Here is a 19289-nt window from a genome sequence, read left to right as displayed (position 1 = left end):
ATCAGGGGTGGTAACGCTCACATGTAAGCGGTATCCTATCCAAGGTCTACATATCCATATATTTCAAAAGGAGAGTATGTTGGATACCCTCACACCCCACCGCCATCGCCTCAGGCGGTGGCTCGCCGCCGCACTGGCGGCGGCCTGCGTCACCGGCGGCCTCACCGCATTCAGCACCGTCTCCGCCAATGCCGCCGAAGCGGACGAGGTCACCGCCACCCAGGTCGACGACCCCAACCTCCAGTACTACGGACGCTGGGCCGCCGACGGCGACTGGCGCACCATGGGCTGGGCCGGCAGCTACGTCGAGTCCGGCTTCACCGGCTCCTCCATCGGCGTCCACCTGCGCGGCACGATCGACATGTACTACTCGATCGACGGCGCTCCCGAGCAGTGGCTGCGGGCCGTCTCCGGTGACGTCTCCATCGCCACCGGCCTGTCCGGCGGCGACCACACCGTCCGCATCGGCTTCCGAGAGAAGGCCGGCTCCTACAACGGCGACCCGGCGTTCGGCGGCTTCATCGTCGCCAGCGGGTCCGCCACGACCGAGATCGAGCGTCCCGAGGGCTTCATCGAGTTCATCGGCGACTCGATCACCGTCGGGCAGCCGAACGGGGACCGCCCCTTCACCGCCTACCCGTGGCTCGTCGCCGAGGAGCTCGGCGCGGGGCACGCACAGGTCGCCCAGGGCGGCGCCTGCCTGGTCAGCCAGGACTGCTACGGCATGATGGACTGGTTCCGCCGCTCTTCGACGTGGGTCGACTCCGACGACTGGGACTTCTCCACCTACCAGGCCACGGCCGTGGTGATCAACTTGGGCACCAACGACATCGGCCACGGCGTCTCGACCGAGCAGTTCTACGAGAACTACATCGTGATGCTGGAGCGGGTGCGCGAGGCCTACCCGGACGCGCAGATCTTCGCGATGGGCGTCTTCCGCAACCGCTATGTGGCCGAGACGCAGTCGGCCGTGCAGGTCCGCAATGACGCGGGCGACGCGAACGTCCACTTCGTCGACACCGCCGGCTGGGTCGACCCGGCCACGGACACGCACGACAACGTCCACCCGACCGACGCCGGACACGAAAAGATCGCAGGTCTCCTGACCCCGGTACTCCAGGAATACCTGTAGCGATCGCTCGATGAGGTCGCGGGCCCGGTCCGAAAGGACCGGGCCCGCGCGTTCTGGATGTAGAGCGCCCGCACCGAGTCCGGTGCGGGCGCCTCTTCCCTTGCCTACGAGGACGAAAGGGCTTCCGTCGGCGACAGGCGCGACGCCCGGATCGCCGGATAGAGTCCAGCTAGGGCACCGATAAGCAATGTGGCCGCCAGCCCGCCGCCCGAGACCCACGCCGGCACCACCGCGGGCCACTCGCGCGACGCCGCGTACACCGCCGTCACCGCGGTCCCGATGAGCAGCCCGCCGATCCCGCCGAGCGCCGACAGCAGCAGCGACTCGGTCAGGAACTGCGAACGGATCTGTCCCCGAGTCGCCCCGAGCGACCTGCGCAGACCGATCTCGCTGCGCCGCTCCAGCACCGATATGACCATCGTGTTCGCCACCCCGACCCCGCCGACCAGCAGCGCGACCGCGCCGAGGCCGAGCAGCATCCCGGTGAACGCCGTGTCCACAGCGTTCTGGGCGGCCAGCGCGTCCGAGGGCCGGGACACCGAGATCTCGTCGGGCGCACTGGGGTCGGCCGTCGCCGCCAGGACCAAGGCCACCGATTCCACGTGGGTCTCTTCGGAGCGGGTGTACACGGTGGTCGCGTGCCCGCCGATCTGCGGCGTCGCCTCGACATCGGCGGCCCGGGAAAGCGACTCGGCGACTCGGTCGTCGGCGACAGCGGCGCGCTGCTCGAATCCGTGCACGAGGCCTACGAGATCGGCGAGCGGCGGCGGCTCGCCTCGGCCTCATCGCCCGGCGGGGCGAACCGATGATCGTTTCGCGTGCGCGAGTCGTGACGCGGTGGAAGCATGGCGCCCATGACCACGAAACCCAAACCCGCGACAGCGACCACCACGAGCTGGCACCGCACCTTTCCTGGAGCACCTGCCGTTCGACGACACGCAGGACTTCGAGGATGCGACGCGGGGCCTCATCGCCCGTCGTGAACCGAACGCCGTCACCGGCACCGACGGTAACGTCCTGTGGGACAACGACACCTACGACTTCCTCGACGGCGACGCCCCCGACTCGGTGAACCCGAGCCTGTGGCGGCAGTCGCGGCTCAATGCGATCCAGGGGCTGTTCGAGGTGGTCCCCGGGATCTACCAGGTCCGCGGCTTCGACCTCTCGAACACCACGTTCATCGAGGGCGACGAGGGCGTCGTCGTCATCGACACGCTGCTCTCGAAGGAGACCGGCGCGGCCGCGCTGGCGCTGTACCGCGAGCACCGCGGGCAGCGGCCGGTGAAGGCGATCATCTACACGCACTCGCACGCCGACCACTTCGGCGGCGTCAAGGGCTTCACCACCCAGGAGGAGGTCGACGCCGGGCAGGTCCGGATCTTCGCCCCCGAAGGGTTCATGGAGCACGCCGTCTCCGAGAACGTCTACGCGGGCACCGCGATGAGCCGCCGCGCCGCCTACATGTACGGCGCGGCCCTCGCCCGCGGCCCGCACGGCCAGGTCGGCGCGGGGTTGGGCCAGACCATCTCCACCGGCGAGGTCACGCTCATCGCTCCGACCGACGAGATCACCACCACCGGTCAAGAGGCGACCGTGGACGGGGTCCACATGGTCTTCCAGATGGCGCCGAACACCGAGGCGCCCTCCGAGATGCTCATCTACTTCCCTGGCTACAAGGCGCTGTGCAGTTCCGAGGACGCGACCCACACGTTCCACAACCTGCTGACCCTGCGCGGCGCGGTCGTGCGCGACCCGCACGGCTGGTCCCAGTACCTGACCGAGTCGATCGACCTGTTCGGCGGCACGGCCGAGGTCGTCTTCGCCTCGCACCACTGGCCGACCTGGGGCGCGGACCGGGTGGTGGAGTTCCTGTCGCTGCAACGGGACCTGTACGCCTACGTGCACGACCAGACCCTGCGGATGCTCAATCAGGGACTCACCGGCCCCGAGATCGCCGAGGCCATCGAGCTGCCGCCGGCGCTCGAGAAGGCCTGGTGCACCCGCGGCTACTACGGCTCGGTGAGCCACAACGTCAAGGCGATCTACCAGCGCTACCTGGGCTGGTTCGACGGCAATCCGTCGAATCTGTGGCAGCACCCGCCGGTCGAGCGGGCCAAGCGGTACGTCGAGTTCATGGGCGGATCGGACGTCGTGGTCGCCAAGGCCCGCGAGTCCTTCGCGGCGGGCGACTACCGGTGGGTCGCCGAGGTCGTGAACCATGTCGTCTTCGCCGAGCCCGACCACGCCGAGGCGCGCGTGCTCCTGGCCGACACCTACGAGCAGCTCGGCTACTTCGCCGAGAACGGGACCTGGCGCGACTTCTACCTCTCGGGCGCGACCGAGCTGCGCGACGGCCAGTTCGGCACGCCGACCGAGTCGTCGGCGAACGACGTCATCGGGGCGCTCACCCCGACGATGTTCTTCGACGCGCTCGCCATCCAGATCAACGGACCCAAGGCCTGGGACCTCCGGATCGCGATCGACATCGAAGTCACCGACACCGGCGAGCGCTACCGGCTCCGCCTCGCCAACGGCGTGCTGACCTACTCGTCGGCGAAGCAGTCGGGCGAGCCTGACGCGACGATCACGGCCCCGCGGCGCGGACTGCCCGCGATCGCTCTCGGCGGCCTCGACCCGAAGCACCTCGCGGCGGCGGGCGTCACGATCGGCGGCGACACGTCCGTGCTCAAGGCACTCGCGGGCGTGCTCGACCCGGGCGACAAGAACTTCGCCATCGTCACGCCTTGAAACGGCCGGCGGGCCTCGTGTGTGGCACAGCCGTGGAACAAGACTCTCGCAGGAACGCGCGGAAGGCCGGATCCCCCGGTCCCCGGGCAGGCGGGGCAGTCGGCGCCGGCGCGTCCTCACGGCAATGAAAAAGACCCCGGGTGACCGGGGTCTTTGGCTTTGGAGCCGCCTGACGGAATCGAACCGTCGACCTATTCATTACGAGACAATCCAAGGTTGACCGGTCCTAGCTGCGAAAACGTGGACCAGCCGTGGCGCTGGTCCACGGCTGGTCCATGAGGCCGTTGGCTGGCAGCCGCGTTCTCGCGCAGCTCAGCAGCGACAGGTCACATCACCAGGGAAAGTCGTGCGCGTCATCAGCACCCCAGGGGATCCACCTTGGGCCCTTTGGTAGGCGTTCTGGCAGGACTTCAAGGATGTACTTCCAATCCTCCGCCTCGAGGAACTCAGGACGTGCAGCCAAGCGTTCCCGGTGCTTCCCGTTGGGTCTCATTGGAAAGGGTTGGTTCCCGAAAAATCCTCGCTCGAACACAACGTGTTCCTGTGGAGCTTCAAAGCCCTTCGTCGTAAAGAAGATGTACTCGTTGAACTGCTCCCTCATCCTTCCTTCCAACTCCAGTGCCCCCATACTTTTCTGCCTTGCCCTCAGGGCTACCTTAAGAGCCTTCGGAAGATTCTGGAACGCCTCATTCCATTCCAGCCGTCCATCCCATTTATCTTGCTGAATCAATTTTTGTTTTAGATTGTCAGCCGCATCAACATCGGATATGCCTTCATCCCATTCAACAAAGTCCCCGTCAACCCCCACCAACAACTTGGGTCGATTCCAGAGGGGTTCACGATGAGCACTGCCAGCGTGCTGCGCCGGAGCTTCCGTTGCCCCCCAGGCAAACTCCAATCGACTATGTCGTGGGCCCGGACCCGCAGGTACTATAATACGTCCATCATGGATGGCCCTCTCCCTATTCGCCAAATGTAGGGCGCGGGCGACACTCTGAGCCGTCGCCTCCTGTTCGATCGCGTTGATTATTTCGTCTTGCTCGTCCGCCCGCTCTTGATCCCTTTGATTCATTCGCTCTTGTAGATTCGAAAGTTGTTTACCGAAACGTTCTTCGACCCGGTCTTCCACCGTCTTTGCGGCAATGTTGGCGGCCCCCACGACCTTCCTGCTGATCTTTTGTGAGAAGAAGTTCAGGACCCCGACTAGCGTCAGGGAAGTGCCGACACCCACCGCAAGGTTTTCGAAGACCGCGGGCTTGTACCAATTGGAAGGAATCACAAAAGCCGCACCCAGTACGATGAGTCCTACGGCCAGCGCGATGGAGAACCAGAAGGGATGAAATCCCTCCTGGCTATCCTCGTCAACTTCGTTTGCCATGCCTAGCATCATAGGCACGAACTGCGATCCTCCGGGTTTTAGACTGCACTGAGTTCAGGCTGGTTCGGAATTCAGTGCCGCGTCGATCTTCTGGTGCCAGTGCGCGTCGTAGCCCTCCAGGACGTTGTCGTACTTCTGGTGGAGCACCTGCACGCTGTGCCCGGCCCACATCGCGACCTGCTTGGGCGGGATGCCGGCATAGAGCCTCAGCACAATTCCGGAGTGCCGGAGGTCGTACGCCTTCCGCAGGCGCAGGCTTCCCCGCTCGACGGGCCCGTAGGCGAGATCGCGAGCGGCGAGCAGCACATGCCGGTAGGTGGAACTCTGGATCGGGTTGCCGTTGAGGGTGCGGAACAGCTTCCCGTCCGCGCCGACGCCGAAGCGCCGGATGTGCTCGCGGAGCAGACCGACCAGGCGCGGCGGGATCGGGACGGGCCGGGTCTCGCCAACGCCGCGGTGTTTGAGCTCCTGGCGCTCGTGACGCTCACCAGAGTCCGTCCAGTCCGCGCCGACGTCCGGCTCGGCGGCCTCCAAGACCAGGCGTCCCCAGCCCTGTTCGGGTAGTTCGCACTGATCGCGTTGGAGGGCAACGACTTCCTCCGGCCTCATCATCGCGTGATACATGCAAGCGAAGAACGCGACGAAGCGTGGGCCCTGACCGGCGCCGACGTAGCTCACGGCCGTCAGCAGGTGCTCCACCTGCTGCGTGTTGCCGATCTGCTGGGGCTTGACCACCTTGACGACCTTGAGTTTCTTGGGTGTCTCCCACCGCAGTGTGGACGCGTCGAGCGGGTTGTGCGTCAACAGCTCTTCGGTGATCGCGTACTCAAGCGCGGCGTGCAGGATCACCTTGCGCTTGGCGAAGGTGGCCGCCGACGCCGGTTTCCCGTCGAGCTTGAGCGTGAGGCGATCGAGGACGGACCGGAGCCGGGCAGGCTCGACCGCCGCGCTGATCTTCGGGCAGCGATCCTGGATCCATGCGAGCAGCGCCGCCGTGTCCGCGTCCGGCTCGGCGTCGGTCTTCTTGAATGCCCAGTGGCGCAGCGCTAGACGCACCTGATTGCGCCGCTGTGCGGGCATCTCAGGCAGGAAGGCGACGGTGATGTCGATGAGCATCGACGCGGTGCCGGACCGGCTGTTTCCGCGGTTGCGGCCCCACGCGAACAGTGCGTAGGAGGTCGCGAGGTCGAGCCAGGTCGGCTCGGTCCTGGCTTCCTCCGCGCGGAGCATCGACAGCGGCAGGCCCTTGACGAGGTCGAACGCCTCCCCGCGGTTCATCGCCGCTTGCAGGTCTCCGTTGAACGCCTTAGCCTGGCTCTTGGTGACGTACGACCGGCTGAATGCCTTGGGGTTGGGCGCGACCCGCCAACGACAGTTGTAGCGCTTGGGCCTGGCTTCGCCCCGGTCGCGGATCTTGTAGAGGACGACCTCGTAGCTGGTGGCGTTCACGCATACACCTCCGTGTTGTCGAGCAGGCTTTCCAACCAGCGGTCGAACTCGTCTTCACGGCAGACCACCCGGCCGTTCGGGAGCTTGTAGCAGCGCGGGGTCTTGCCGTAGGCGCGCCACTCCTGCCAGGTCGAGCGGGAGACTCCGAGGATGTCGAGCATCTCGGCGACGCCGAGTAGCCGGGAGCGGTAGTTCGCCTGGCGCGCATTCCGGCGGCGTGCGGCGATGTCTCGGGAGGTTGGGTGCGTCATGCTGCGGCTCCGCTCGTGTGTTGAGATGTGGTTGAGAGTGGTTGGCGGCCTTGGGCACCGGTACGGCGATCCTTGGCGCGGGTGGCGATCGACTCGGCGATCTGGGCAGCGACGTGGTGCTCTTCGGCGGTCCGGTAGCCGAACCCGATCACGGACCAGTCGACGTCCACCAGGACATCCGGCCCGCCCATGTCGAGCTGGTGCTGCGCGATCTGCCAGGCGGCGCGGGTGCCGCGCAGGGCCGCGAAGGTGGTGGAGAACGCCCGCGACTTGGTGAGGAAGTGCCCGCGGTACCCGAGCATGTGCGCCCACCGGTCGAGCCGGAGGTCCGCCAGGTGCGGGGACTCGGCGAGGTGCAGCGCGGTGCGCATCATCGCTTGCGCGTGCGGGCTCGCGCCGGACGCGGCGATGTCCGCTTCGCTCGTGACGGCCTGGTCGATGCCGTCAGTGACGCCGGTCGACTTGGTGGCGTACTTCGCGATGTAGGAGGCGACCCGGCCCGCCTGGACCGAGCCTGGACTGACCGCCTGGACCGTGCCTGGACCGCCGCTGGTCACGGCACCCGCAGACCCGCCTGCGGTTTCCGCAGAACCGGATCGGTCGGCTTGTGCGGTTTCCGCAGACGGGTCGGGCCCGGACCGGTCGGCCGGACCGGTGGCGATGGTCTGGACGTCGAGCTGCCCGCCCCACCGCAGGATCAGGCCGGACCGGTCGGCCCGCTGCGCGTCGACCTCGGTCGCGGTCGCGGCGGCCCGGACCGCCTCAGTCAGGACGGCCACCGTCGCCCAGGCCGGGGGCCGGGAGCCGGGCCCGGTCGGACCGTCGATGCGGACGGCGGCGTGGAAGTGGACTTGCCCGCGCCGCTGGTACTCGGCGACCTTGGCGTAGGACACCTTCATGACCTCGGTCGACTCGCGGATCGTCAAACCGCCGGCATGGGCCAGGGTGCGGCGCAGGCGGCGGGTGAAGTCGGCCCACAGGGCCCCGGCGTGGTTGTTCCACAGCACCGCTGTCTCGTAGTCGTAGGTATCCGGGTCGACCGGCGAGCCGAGCCTGGGGTCGGCCTCGCGGTGCCAGGCCCGGCAGGCGCACGGCCGGTGGCCGGGTCGGGAGTGGACCGGCCCGAACGAGGGCGCGGTGAGCGTCACGAACACGGTGGGCCGGTCCGCGACAGTGGCCGGGACGCCCTTGGGCTCATCGCCGACCAGTCCGGCCCGCACGAGGTGGAACGCATCTTGCTCGTACCGAGCCGAGCAGGACGGGCAAGCGGCGGCGCGGCGGGTGCCGCAACGGACCCACACCGACCGGTCCTCGGCCGTGGTCCGCACCTGGAGGCCGCTGTGCGGCAGGGTCGTCCGGGTGGTCTCGCGGCGCAGGAGCTTGACCGGTCGGGCGCAGCCGCCGACCGCTTGGACGCGGCTGCGCCAGTCGCAGTAGGCCTTGCTGGACTTGAAGGTGGACAACGACTCCCTTGTGGGCCGTTGCCGCGCGGTATCGCGTGCTACCATGGAACCTCAACATTCTGCTTTTCGAGGGGCCAAGCCATGCCGGGCGAGGCCCCTTGTTTCGTATGCGGTTGTGATCGGGCTCGGATCGGTCATGCCGGACCAGTACGAGCGAAAGCCGTACCGGCACACCAGGTGTGGCGTACCGGCACGGCTCGGGATTACTTGCGGGGCAGCAGGGCTTCCCACTGCCAGCGGTAGGCGGCGTCAACGGCGGCGAGCATGCGCCCGGTCTTGGGGAAGACGTCGCGGTCCTCGGGGTCCTGGTTGGCGAGGGTCTTGAGGAAGTCGATGCCGCAGCGCTCGACCGTCGCAGCGGCCAGGGCCGTGATCGTCTCGGGGTCCTCGGCGGCGCGCAGCTCGGCGACCTTGCAGTCCGACAGGTACAGCGCCACCCGCAAGAGGCCCTTCAACTCTGCGGTCATGAAGTTGTAAGACAGGCCCTGCTCTTCGGCTAGGAGCCCCACGGCGAACATCGGCGCGGCGCTCTCGCGACCGGTCAGCACCGAGACGGCGCGGTCCGTGTTCTTGATCGGCGCGGCGGCGTTGCGGACATCCCGCGCCAGGCGGTCCCGCTGCATCTCTTCGCGGTGGAGGGGCGAAACGAACTCGGTCGGCTCGGCGACGCGGGTGCTAACCTGGGTGTGCATGTACAAGCTCCTTCATCGGAGTTCGCCTCGACGGGTGGCAGCCCGTCGGGGCTTTTTCGTGTCCAGGGAACGAGCGGTAAACCTTGCTAAGCTTGAATCTCGTTCAACTCTTGCATTCATGGTATCAGCACAGATTCCATGGATGCAAGAGTTTGGGCGCGAGGAATTCAGGAGGTGCAAGAGTTGAGTGAGTATGCAATACTTGCGGCTATGGCAGGTCCACGGAAACTAGTCCCCACGAGCCAGGCGGCTCGTGAGCTTGACGTGGACCCATCAACCCTCTGGCGTTGGCAGAAGTCCGGCCGCGTGACTCCGAGCTGGGTGACTCCAGGAGGTCAGGCTCGGTGGGACCTCGACCTTCTGCGTCGCCAGCTCGGATTCCCCGACGAAGGAGACCACATGCCGGATGAAGCCACCGCTCCCGAGCCGCAGCCGGTTGTAGCTGCGATCGTGACCAGCGAACTTGGTGTCCTGATCGGGAAGCGGAACGACGGCAAGCCGCCGTGGACCTTCATCGCAGGCGAGATCGAACCTGGAGAGTCGGCCACGCTTGCCGCGGTGCGCGAGGTCAAGGAAGAGACCGGCCTCGATGTAATCGGAGCCGAGCGCGAGATCGGCCGGCGTGTCCACCCGAAGACCGGTCGCACCATGATCTACCTGGCCTGCAAGCCAGTCGACAAGACCGACGTGTACGTCGGTGACGAAGAGGAACTCGCCGAGGTTCGATGGGTCAAGCTCGAAGAGGCGGAAGAGCTGCTTCCGAACCTGTTCGAGCCCGTCATGGTCCACCTGGCAAGGGAACTCGGCTAGAGCGCAGACATCGAAGGGCCCGCGACCACCGGTCGCGGGCCCTCTCTGTGTCCGCCTGCGTTATAGGGGTAGCTGAGGGATAGGGTCGTCCGGCTTCTTCACCTTGATAGTGCGCTTGTGCTTGTTCTTCTCGTAGTCAGCGAGCCAATTCTTCGAGCTCAGCCAGTTCCCGCTATCGGTTTTCTGCGCTCGAAGTCGTCCGCGTTCGGCGGCTGCGCGAAGTGCCGTGACGGTGATGCCCGCATCCTCGTCGGCCAGGCTAGCCAGCGGCACCAGCCGAGACGGCCCTGCCACGGCAGGAACGACGAAGCGGTAGAGATTGTTTGTGACAGCTCGAGCGATGAGTTCACCCATGGGTCCGCAGTCGCCCTTGTCCGCCTTGCGCATCGCATTGAGGTACTTCTTGCGCTCGTTCTTGAACACGATCGCTGGCGGGTAGCCGAGCCGCACAAGGAGCAGATTGAGCAGCAGCCTGCCGGTACGACCGTTGCCGTCGAGGAACGGGTGAATTTGCTCAAAGTCGTTGTGCGCCTTGGCCAGACGTTCGGGGAATGGAACTCCATCTGACTCTCGGAGCTGTTTGACGTCCTCCACCCAATCGGTCATTCGGTGGCCGACCTCGGGAAACGGTGGCGGGGTCATCCCTTCAGGGAAAGGCTGGATGTCGTGCTCTCGCCAGTTTCCGGGCGTCTCCTTCGGAGTCGCCTGAGGATGAGGTGCCACGTTCCAGACTGGTGTCATCACCTCGTAGTGGACCTTGCGAACTTCCTGGATGCTCAGCAGCTCCCCGTTGGTCCAGTCCCCTGGCTCCAATGCCTGGCCGTAGACCCACTTGGCCGCGGCACCGTAGCCGACGACCTCCATGTACTCGCTCAGGTCCTTGGACCCAACGGCGCGCCCCTCCTCGAGCAGCTTCTTCACCTCGTTGAGGACCAGTGTGTTGCCCTCGAGGGCCGTGGAGTGGTGGGCCTCTTGGTGCCACAGCTCATCCCAAATCGCCTCTGCCTCAACGGGCGTTGGGAGACCTCCCAGTCTCGTGCGGAGGTCAGTTATCGCTTCCTCGAGACGGTCGTAGACCGTCTGCCTGGAGGGGCGTCCGCGTGTCATGAGATTGAGGCTGCCTTCCGAAGCGTGGTTCACAAGTTCCGCTGAAGTTGTCGTGCTTACCCGCAGATAATCCCAACACAACAACTCGGCCTTACCTTAGCTCAAGTTGTTGTGTTGGATTTAAAGTAGCCCTCGTTCAACAACTTCTACCGACGTGTTCTACCGGCTTGATCCACCGGCCTGTTCTACCCACTTGTTCTACCGACCCCAGGGACCCGGCTTGTGTCCAAACTTTCTCTACTTGGTCAAGGCGCGCTGCGCGCGCTTGTCGCTGGCACCGCGCCGCCTTGCTCAGGCCAACGCCGGAGCGAAGGTGCCAGCGGTTGCGGCTCACCCGAGCCACCCGGCCCCTATGGGGGGTCGGCTTGCGGCTCACCTGAGCCGAGTAATCAGACTGTCCGGCATCAAACGGACAGCTCTGAGCCGAACCGTGAGCCGCAGATCGGTCTCGTGAGCCGTAACCTGAGCCGCAAAACCGCGGCCGCTGAGCCGCTGAACCGGGGCCGGAGTGCCCGCCTGGCATCCGCGCTCCAGCAGGCTGAAACAGGCGGGAATAGCAGCGCCCGGGACCCTCTGAGATGCCCTCAGCGGCGCGAATCCGATGATCCCGCGAATCGGTGTACTAGCGGCTAGCGGGCAGCTCAGCGGCGACTTGAGCCGCTAACTCAGCTGCTAGCGCTAGCAGGAGAGCCCGCTATCGGTAGCAGCCAATTCTGAGCCGCCAGGCGGGCGGGAATCTGGCGTTCCCCGGCTGGTCCACGGCTGGTCCATGAGCAGCCGCCTACGGTCGTACTCAGCCGGACACAGCCGTACACGCCAAAACGCCCACCTAGCGGCGTATTGCCTGCTAGATGGGCGTTGAAAGGCTTGTGCCTGTGGAGCCGCCTAACGGAATCGAACCGTTGACCTATTCATTACGAGTGAATCGCTCTGCCGACTGAGCTAAGGCGGCTGGGTCCCCCACGCACCCGCCAGAGCCCGCTTATCCTTGCTGCCTTCCGGCCCTGGGGAGGTTCACAAGATGACGCCGCATGAGGGACGGGCAATAGCGTACCTCACCGAACCCGCTCCCCCAAGCCGGGAGACACCCAGGGGTCACCGAGGTCACCCCTCTTTACCCGCTGTTCGTTGCCCGCCATGGTCCGGTAAGCTTCCCGGCGGAGGATTCGCATAGTGGCCTAGTGCGCTCGCTTGGAAAGCGGGTTGGGTGTTAAAGCCCTCAGGGGTTCGAATCCCCTATCCTCCGCAAACGGACAGACAGAACATATATGCTGTTCAAGTTAGCGAAGGCTAGTATCCTGGCGCGCCGTGCATGCACGGCGCGCCAGCGCCGTATCCACGCGGACAGCGACGTACAGTCGAAACTTCCGAGCCCTTCACCGCCCAATGACGCAACCCGCGGGAGCCACAATGGCGCGAAGGATGCAATACAAGATCACGGTCACGGGCCCGATGCGTGATCCGCTCCCGGTGCATCTGATCGCAAGCGTGCTCCTCGACTGCGTCGCGGAAACACCCCCAGCAGGGAAGACCTCGGAGCCGTGTCAGGAGCTGCGGGGTGAATGCTTCTGCGACACTGCTGGAAACGCCACCAAAGACCCCGGAACGGACGCCGAAGCGTCCGGTTGCTGACCTGATGCCTCCACACCGCGTCTGCCGGCGATCGGAAGGCCGAAAGGGTGGCAGCCTCAAGCCGCCGAGGGGAAGCCAGGAGTGGGTCTGTCAAGATCTCAGGCTGCCGTTGCGCCTGGATCGTTCCTTGGACGGGACTCAGGTATGGCCGTAACTCCTCGAGGCGTTGCAGCTCTGTCGCTTGGTGGTCACCCGCTGCGTTCAGCCCATCGATGATGCGTCTCCACCTAGTGACCTGGTCAGGGGCCATGTCCTCGCGGGAATACATGCGTTTCAACCAATCGGTGAGGTACCAACAACGGCCGGCGATGTTGCGATAAGCGTCGTGGGCCAGCTGCTCTGCCCAGGTGAGGCCGGTAGTACGTTGCCATGTGAGGGAGGCACATTTCGCGAGTTGTGCGAGGGCGTCAAGTGCCTTGGGTTCGCCGTGCGCGATCGGTATCCAGCGGTTGACGAGGTCTGCGAGAGCATCGGGATCGATCCAGCTCGCGCGGGCGTGGGCCAAGGTCGCGTCGATATCGGTGTCGCTGGTTTTGATCTGGGGCGCGGGTAGGAGAGCTGCAATGGCGTAGTCGCGCCAGTTGTAGTCGCCGCGCAGGCCGTTTTCGTCGTCGATGGCGTCGAGCGCGGTCGCCATCGCGGGGGGCCACACGTGGTTCAGGTGTGCGCGGAGCTCATCGCTGTAAGTGAACAAGGTGGCCATGGCCTCGAAGAGGCCGTGCATGGCGTGCGGGTTCGCCGAGAACTGTTGGACATGCGCGTGTAGGGGACTCGGATTTCCCTGGATGGCGAGTTCGGTGAGGACGCGGACGGCGTGGATGTGGGACCGGTTGTTGTAGCCTACTTCGGTCCAGTGGTCAGCGGCCCGGGCGTGTGCGGCGAGTAGGGCTTCGGCGAGCTGGCTCGCCTCACCAGCGATACAGCTGCCGCTGGCCGCGGCACTGGTGGTGGCGATCAGGGCTGGAATCAGCCTGGGGACGTTGAACCGCTCAGCAGGGACTTGCGCGAGTGTCTGCTCGTAGGGGCGGTTGAGGTGGGCATCTGCGCGGCTGCCTGTGTGGGGGTCCCAGTTGCCGTAGCAGCAGTCCCGGACGCCTGCTTCGATTGCAGCGAAGGCGGCCTTGTGGCGACACACCGCAGTTTCCGGGCTTTCGTTGCACGGAGCCGACCAGACCCGTGCGACCGCGTACGCGAAGACGAGCCGGACTTCATCGAAGTAGCTGGTCGCGCTGCACTCCATCCCTTCAACGATCTGGTGCGTATCGAGCTGCCGCTCGGTATCGACTGCAAGCAGTGCGGGAAGCCCGATCGCGGCAGATCGATCAGCACCGAACTCATACGTGGTGGAGGCGTGATAGCGACTACCTTGATCCTGCTGCGCGGCTGCTTGAGCGAGCACCGTGACAGCCCACCGAAGTTCATCGGACGGAAGCTCGATCCGCCCGCTGACATTCGCGACTGCTGCGGTAGCTGCCACGGCCGCGATCGGGTCCATTGGGCTCAGGACGCCGTCAGGCGGGTCGAGCATGAATGCCTGCGCCACAGCGATGTCAGCGAGCAGGGTGTCGACCGTCCCAGAACGATCGAGCGAGGTCGCGTAGGAGTTCTGCAAACGGTATGCCTCGGAGGTTCGAGCACTCGCTTCCGTTGCCGGCCGCAGGATGGTTGCCACGGACTCGGGCGGCTCGCACTCGACAACGATCCCTCCCTCAGCCCTGTAGTACCGGTGGTTCTCTGGGCGGAGGACGGCTGCCCAGTTCTCCACCGTGGCGAGGAAGTGTTCGGCCTCATCGACATCGGCATCCTCGGGAACGAATACTTGGGCCCGGCGCACCATCTCGTCTGCAACAGCGGCGAGTTCGTCGAGCCGAGCCTGATCGCGAGCAGCTGAGGCTTTCACTGTGGCTTCCAAGGCGACATCTCGCAGGGTTGATCGGCGATATTGCCGGCCAACCAGATTGGCGTCATCAGGCCCCTGGACGTGAATGGTTCCCTCGTGAGCGAATCGTTCGAACTCCGCTTCCCACACGGCAGGTTGGCGCAGCCAGACGTCGATGAGCGAACCGGCCTGCGTCCGGTGTCGGACGTAGAGACCCACGACCAAAGCGGGCATGGCTACGTTGTGGCACTCGCGCATCAGCAGTTCTGCCACCAGGTGCAGTGGCATGTTGTATTCGGCTACAAGCTGGTCGGCGAAGCGCTCAACCGCCAGCAGTGCGCTCATGCAAGGGTAGGGGCCAACGGTCGACCCGCGATACCAGGACCACACGTGCCCATCGCCTACACAGTGTCGGGTGCCGACGCCGGGAAGGTCGAGCGGAAGTCCCGGCATCTCCTCGAGCGGCAAGGTGTCCGGATGATGGCCGCGGACGCGGATCGCTGCCGCATGGTCCAGCATTCGATTGATCATCGCAAGAGTGGGCACCGGACGGGCTACAAGCAGCTGCCAGAATGGACCGAAGTACCGACCCGCCATCGGAGCACCGAAGCCGCCGTAGCGGCTGTGGCCGCGAATACCCTCCTCAAGGGCGCCGTCGTACCATCCGCCTTCAGCTTTGACCGGATCGTACTGCTCTATGTAGTAGGACTCGGTGGTGTCCAGCAGCAGGTCAGGGTGATACCTCGCCATCATCACCACGGCCCAAGGGTTCTCGACGACGGCCGAAAGGTCAAAGCCCCGTTCGGCGCAGGCACGCTCGACGTGCGCCTGGGCGCGTTCGTCGAGATCGGGACCGAGCATCGCCAGCGCTTCCAGCACGAACTCGTCCTTCTGATCCGTTACGGTGTCGAGAATGCGGTCGCGGACGCGCTGGCGGAGCGAGATCGAAGCTCCCGTGTCGCTGGTAGCAAGCCCTCGCAGCCACATCAGGACCAGCTTCTGAACAGATTCCTCGAGCTGCCAATCGAACTGGTCCTGTTCGTGCGTGTGGTCGCGAAGGAACAGCAGTTCAACGAGGGGTGCGAAGACCACCGGGTCAGCTACCTCTCCGGTGGCATAGCGCTGCATGGCCAATCGAATCACCTGCCGCAGTCCGGTGAATTCGGCTGCGGTCAGGTCGGGCCAAGCTGCTTCGAGGGTCTCCTTGGCGGTTCCGAGTGTGAGTGCCGCCTCCAGAGGAACTTCCGACCATCGAGCACCGTGGCCCGGCGCAATCTGGTCGAATTCGGCCTGTAGGTCTCGGAGCGCTCGCTGCGCGTCGGCGGCTTCGAGCAGTCGCGTCTGGCAAGCGATGCGGGCGGCGCGAATCGACCAGCGGGGCGCCGCGGCCTCGGCTAGGAGATTCAGTTGCCCAGCAAGGACATAGGTCAGGGCCATATCGCGAACCAGGTCACTCGCGAACTGCACAGGCTGATTCCAAGTTCTCGCGGGATTGACGGGCGCAAGCAACCCGTCGGAGCGCAGCGACGGTAGCGCATCTGGATCTGGAGACGTGGGATGGTTTGGCAGCAGCTCGCGGGAGGCCAGCGTCCTCAATGCCTGGTCGCGAGCATCTGGCGAGGGCCGACCTTGATCCCACCGTTCGCCCTGCCGTACGAGCTGGCCCCACACCGTGTTGAACAGATGCGCCTCGGAAACGGCGCCATCGGGCACGGCGGCGTCCGGGCCGGCCCGAAGCAGCATCTCGACGAGACCGAGCCTGGCAAACAGCCAGCGCGCCCGCTCGTCATCGGCCCACCGGCCCAGTACCGGAAAACGCTCGATCAACTGCTTGACCTCGATCGGGTCAAGAACTGGGATGCTGCATTGGCGAACGTGAGCCTGGTCCGCCCCGTCCGGCACCGCTTCACCGCCGAACACCTGCCTGAGTATTTCCTCGACCAAGCTGGCTCCATCAGCTCTGGTCACTGCTATCAGACCAAGACCGGCAGCCGCAGCCGCTCGTGCGAGCGCCTTCAGCATCCGATCGCGGCCTTCCAAGACCGACTCGGCGCCATCGATCACCAACAAGCGTCCCCCGCCGACGGCGGAGGCACCCAGAACACTAGAGAGGCGAGCTTGCAGCCGTGCTTCGAACTCGTCCAAGCTAGTGGGCAGATGTCGCAGGTTGAGAACAGTCACTGCGACCTGGGCCTCGCGCATCCGGCGTGCTTCACGGACGACCAGGGCCGACTTACCAACATCAGGTTCTCCAGTGACCACGAGGGCTGAACCTTCAGTTCCAGCTGTGGCCATCGCTTTCGTCACGGCTTCGCTGACCGCAGTACGAGGAAGCTCGAGGCGGTGTGCGTTGTTGCCCATGCTGAATCGGACGTCGCTTTCAGCGTCCTCGGACAACGAGTCCAGAGCCCTCCAAGCCGCAGCGTACGTAGGGTTTCGATCGACCACTACGCCCTGCAAGTCTCGGCGCAGCGACGTCTCAGCAACCCGGGCCTCGGCCGGCGCATAACGATCCGAAAGCTCCTCGAGCCTTGCGAAGAGCGCGTCGGCCCTGTCCACCGACCCGTCGGGCACGATGGCGCGAAGGCGGCGCACCGTCTCGGTGCGGTCAGATCCGTCCACACCTTCGAGACGAAGGTCAAGCACCGAAAGTTGGTGGAGCACCCGCCAGGTCAGCTCCCCCGCTGTGCACTCAGTCGTCACCTTCGGATCGGACGCTGCCTCGCCGACGAGGGTATCGACAGCATCCAACCGCGAGCGGACCTTCGCGTTTGTGCTACCTGGCCGCTTGACCGCGGCACGGAACGATGCCTCGTCAGGCGCCTCGCGGGCGAATCGGGCCAGCTCATGCAGTTGCTTGGCCGCAGGATTCCAGCCCGCGACCGCAAGCGCGAGCCTCCAGTGCCCTGAACGGACCTTTGCCCAATGCTCGGTGACGATGCGCAGATACGACACCAGCAACTCAGCTGATGCAGTATCACTTGCAGTTAGCCCCGGGTTCCGGCGAACCCCAATCGACAAGCACCGCTCAGAACCATCCGGGGCGCGACCGATCACCACAAGGTCATCAACCGGGCTCGACAAGCTGGCCTGGAAGAGAATCGCCTCCGGTACTACGTCGTCGCCCAGGGCCGCCACCGGGTCGCTCAACAGAAGGGAAGCAAGGAGCACCGCCCCGTAGCGGTGCTCCAAGACCGTCCCACCTCCACCCGTTGAGTACGAACTCGCACCCGTTGCAGCCTTCTGACCGTTTGACATCTTCCCAGGGTATTGCAGTACCCCGACGGTCAGCCATCAACGGTTCAGACCGACGTTGCCGACCGAAAACTCTGCCAAAGCCCCGATGCGAGCCCAGGAAGGATCAAGTCGACCAGGCGATCCAGAAACTCAACAGCCGTGGGAGTTCAAGTGCTCAACCTGCCAGTCAGCGACAGGCTGCCCCCTACCCTCGGCGTGCACCAGCCTTGCGAATGTTGCCCTGGACGCTTGAGAGCCCGATGCCGTACTGCTCGGCGAGGTCGGTCTGACGGGTCCCGGCGAGGAACTCCTCGATGAGCTCCTGTCGGTCGGCTGGGGTGAGTCGTTTGCTCAACGGGCGCGGCGCCGGAAGCCCGCGCCGTCTCTCCCCGTCTACGGCCCCATCGATGCCCCTGCCCGGTTTGACCTCTTCAACCAACCTCTTGCACAGACCGTCTACCTGCGCAAACCTGTTCGAAAAATCCTTCAGTAGCTCCGCCAATAGGAAAAAGAAACGCCGGAGCTCACGCTCCGGCGTTTTTGTATGCCCTCAAATCGGCCCGCCACAAGGCCGGGCCGCACGGGACTGGGCTACCGCTCCAGGTAGGCGGCGAGGTTCGCGAGTGAGGAGGCCAGTCCGGCGGCGTGGTCCTCGGCCGAGATGCCGGGCGGGACGTCGTCGGCGCGGATCGCGACCCGCGAGCCCCCACTGATCGGGGTGACGCTCCACGTCATGGTCATCGTGCCGGCGAAGGCGGCATCGTCCGAGACGAAGTCGATCTCCTGCACGACCTTCTCGCCGGGGACGAGATCGATGAAACGAGCCTCGACAATGTCCGAATCGACGGTGGCCTTACCCGAGGCGCCGGAGGCGTCGTCGTAGGTCAGCACCAGGCGGTACGACCCGCCCGGTCGGGCGTCGAACCGCTCGAAGCGGCCGCTCATCCCCTCGGGCGGCAACCACGCCGCGAGCGCGTCGGGGTCGACGAACGCGGCATAGACCCGCTCGGTGGACGCCGCGATGTCCCTGGATGCCTGGTCGGTCCTCGCCATAGGAAGCACCGTAGCGCCGAGGACCGACAAGATCCACCGTCCGCCAATGAACAGACCGAGGATTCGGCGGTTCGCGGCAATGCCAACCGATCTTCCTGGCGCGCGAGGAGGTGCCTCACCGGCCGAGGGGCCTTTCCATAGCGCCAATCGGCGGTTGGAGACCCAGGAGCTCGTGCGGGACACTGCTCGGCTAGAAGCTCACTTCCCATTGCGTGATCTCGGGCATTTCGCGAAGTTGGTAGATGTCCCCACTGCTGTGCTCGATCAGTTCGCCGGCCGGCGTGAAGAGCACCTTGATCTCGCGGGCGTCAGCGGGGACCTCGAACACCACGGTGTGCGTCTCACCGTTGGATTCGGTCGCGGACGGGTGGGTGCTCCAGTCGAGCGGTTGAACGGGCTGCTGCTCACCCGTGAACGCCACCATCGACTTCTCGGGGTCGAGTGTCCAAGTGGTCTTG

General features: G+C 65.3%; 13 protein-coding genes, 2 tRNA genes, 1 other RNA gene and 1 pseudogene. 4 read left to right on the top strand and 13 right to left on the bottom strand.

Going from position 1 to position 19289, the window contains the following annotated elements; translation table 11 throughout:
• Window positions 1-79 precede the first annotated feature (79 nt).
• Complete coding sequence (locus FAB82_RS12640; protein WP_168801574.1) at window positions 80-1132, top strand: SGNH/GDSL hydrolase family protein; 1053 nt, start codon at window positions 80-82, stop codon at window positions 1130-1132.
• 104 nt (window positions 1133-1236) lie between these two features.
• On the opposite strand, the pseudogene FAB82_RS12635 reads toward FAB82_RS12640, so the two are convergent.
• A pseudogene (locus FAB82_RS12635) lies at window positions 1237-1776 on the bottom strand (ABC transporter permease); the annotation flags it as partial.
• A 268-nt stretch (window positions 1777-2044) separates the two neighbouring features.
• On the opposite strand from FAB82_RS12635, the gene FAB82_RS12630 reads away from it, so the two are divergent.
• Window positions 2045-3880, top strand: a complete 1836-nt coding sequence (locus FAB82_RS12630; RefSeq protein WP_136534893.1) for an alkyl/aryl-sulfatase — start codon at window positions 2045-2047, stop codon at window positions 3878-3880.
• Window positions 3881-4211: 331 nt separating this feature from the next.
• Here FAB82_RS12630 and FAB82_RS12620 read toward each other — a convergent pair whose 3' ends face one another.
• The 5 genes from FAB82_RS12620 to FAB82_RS12600 form a co-directional block, all read right to left on the bottom strand.
• Window positions 4212-5258, bottom strand: coding sequence for a hypothetical protein (locus FAB82_RS12620; protein WP_136534892.1), 1047 nt, complete (start codon window positions 5256-5258; stop codon window positions 4212-4214).
• A 54-nt stretch (window positions 5259-5312) separates the two neighbouring features.
• Window positions 5313-6707 (bottom strand): tyrosine-type recombinase/integrase, encoded by a 1395-nt coding sequence (locus tag FAB82_RS12615; RefSeq protein WP_136534891.1) that lies wholly within the window; start codon window positions 6705-6707, stop codon window positions 5313-5315.
• Entirely contained in the window at window positions 6704-6958 is a 255-nt protein-coding gene (locus FAB82_RS12610) for a helix-turn-helix transcriptional regulator (RefSeq protein ID WP_136534890.1), read from the bottom strand. The genes FAB82_RS12615 and FAB82_RS12610 overlap by 4 nt, the downstream gene beginning before the upstream one ends.
• Window positions 6955-8421 (bottom strand): replication initiator, encoded by a 1467-nt coding sequence (locus tag FAB82_RS12605; protein WP_211116569.1) that lies wholly within the window; start codon window positions 8419-8421, stop codon window positions 6955-6957. The genes FAB82_RS12610 and FAB82_RS12605 overlap by 4 nt, the downstream gene beginning before the upstream one ends.
• Before the next feature lie 203 nt (window positions 8422-8624).
• Window positions 8625-9113: a hypothetical protein gene (locus FAB82_RS12600; RefSeq protein ID WP_136534889.1), complete on the bottom strand. Its 489-nt coding sequence runs from the start codon at window positions 9111-9113 to the stop codon at window positions 8625-8627.
• Between the two features lie 399 nt (window positions 9114-9512).
• On the opposite strand from FAB82_RS12600, the gene FAB82_RS12590 reads away from it, so the two are divergent.
• Complete coding sequence (locus tag FAB82_RS12590; protein WP_136534914.1) at window positions 9513-9923, top strand: NUDIX domain-containing protein; 411 nt, start codon at window positions 9513-9515, stop codon at window positions 9921-9923.
• Between the two features lie 60 nt (window positions 9924-9983).
• Here FAB82_RS12590 and FAB82_RS28380 read toward each other — a convergent pair whose 3' ends face one another.
• The 3 genes from FAB82_RS28380 to ffs form a co-directional block, all read right to left on the bottom strand.
• The gene (locus FAB82_RS28380; RefSeq protein WP_211116568.1) at window positions 9984-10844 is read right to left on the bottom strand and encodes a Fic family protein; all 861 of its coding nucleotides are present in this window, start codon (window positions 10842-10844) and stop codon (window positions 9984-9986) included.
• A 1062-nt stretch (window positions 10845-11906) separates the two neighbouring features.
• Window positions 11907-11982, bottom strand: a tRNA-Thr gene (locus FAB82_RS12580).
• Window positions 11980-12073: signal recognition particle sRNA small type (ffs, locus tag FAB82_RS12575), an RNA gene on the bottom strand. The genes FAB82_RS12580 and ffs overlap by 3 nt, the downstream gene beginning before the upstream one ends.
• Window positions 12074-12189: 116 nt before the next feature.
• On the opposite strand from ffs, the gene FAB82_RS12570 reads away from it, so the two are divergent.
• Window positions 12190-12276 (top strand) — tRNA-Ser (locus tag FAB82_RS12570).
• Between the two features lie 195 nt (window positions 12277-12471).
• On the opposite strand, the gene FAB82_RS12565 is transcribed toward FAB82_RS12570, so the two are convergent.
• From FAB82_RS12565 to FAB82_RS12555, 4 genes are all read right to left on the bottom strand, one after another.
• Entirely contained in the window at window positions 12472-17733 is a 5262-nt protein-coding gene (locus FAB82_RS12565; RefSeq protein WP_136534887.1) for a hypothetical protein, read from the bottom strand.
• A gap of 250 nt (window positions 17734-17983) precedes the next feature.
• Window positions 17984-18133: a ribonuclease H family protein gene (locus FAB82_RS27100; RefSeq protein ID WP_168801573.1), complete on the bottom strand. Its 150-nt coding sequence runs from the start codon at window positions 18131-18133 to the stop codon at window positions 17984-17986.
• A 236-nt stretch (window positions 18134-18369) separates the two neighbouring features.
• Window positions 18370-18831: an SRPBCC family protein gene (locus tag FAB82_RS12560; protein ID WP_136534886.1), complete on the bottom strand. Its 462-nt coding sequence runs from the start codon at window positions 18829-18831 to the stop codon at window positions 18370-18372.
• Window positions 18832-19021: 190 nt separating this feature from the next.
• The gene (locus FAB82_RS12555; protein ID WP_211116567.1) at window positions 19022-19252 is read right to left on the bottom strand and encodes a hypothetical protein; all 231 of its coding nucleotides are present in this window, start codon (window positions 19250-19252) and stop codon (window positions 19022-19024) included.
• Window positions 19253-19289 lie beyond the last annotated feature (37 nt).

This window comes from Glycomyces buryatensis, from assembly GCF_004912275.1.
Taxonomy (GTDB): domain Bacteria; phylum Actinomycetota; class Actinomycetes; order Mycobacteriales; family Micromonosporaceae; genus Glycomyces; species Glycomyces buryatensis.
Note: the sequence above shows the minus strand (reverse complement) of the source record. Positions and strands in the feature narration are given on the sequence as shown.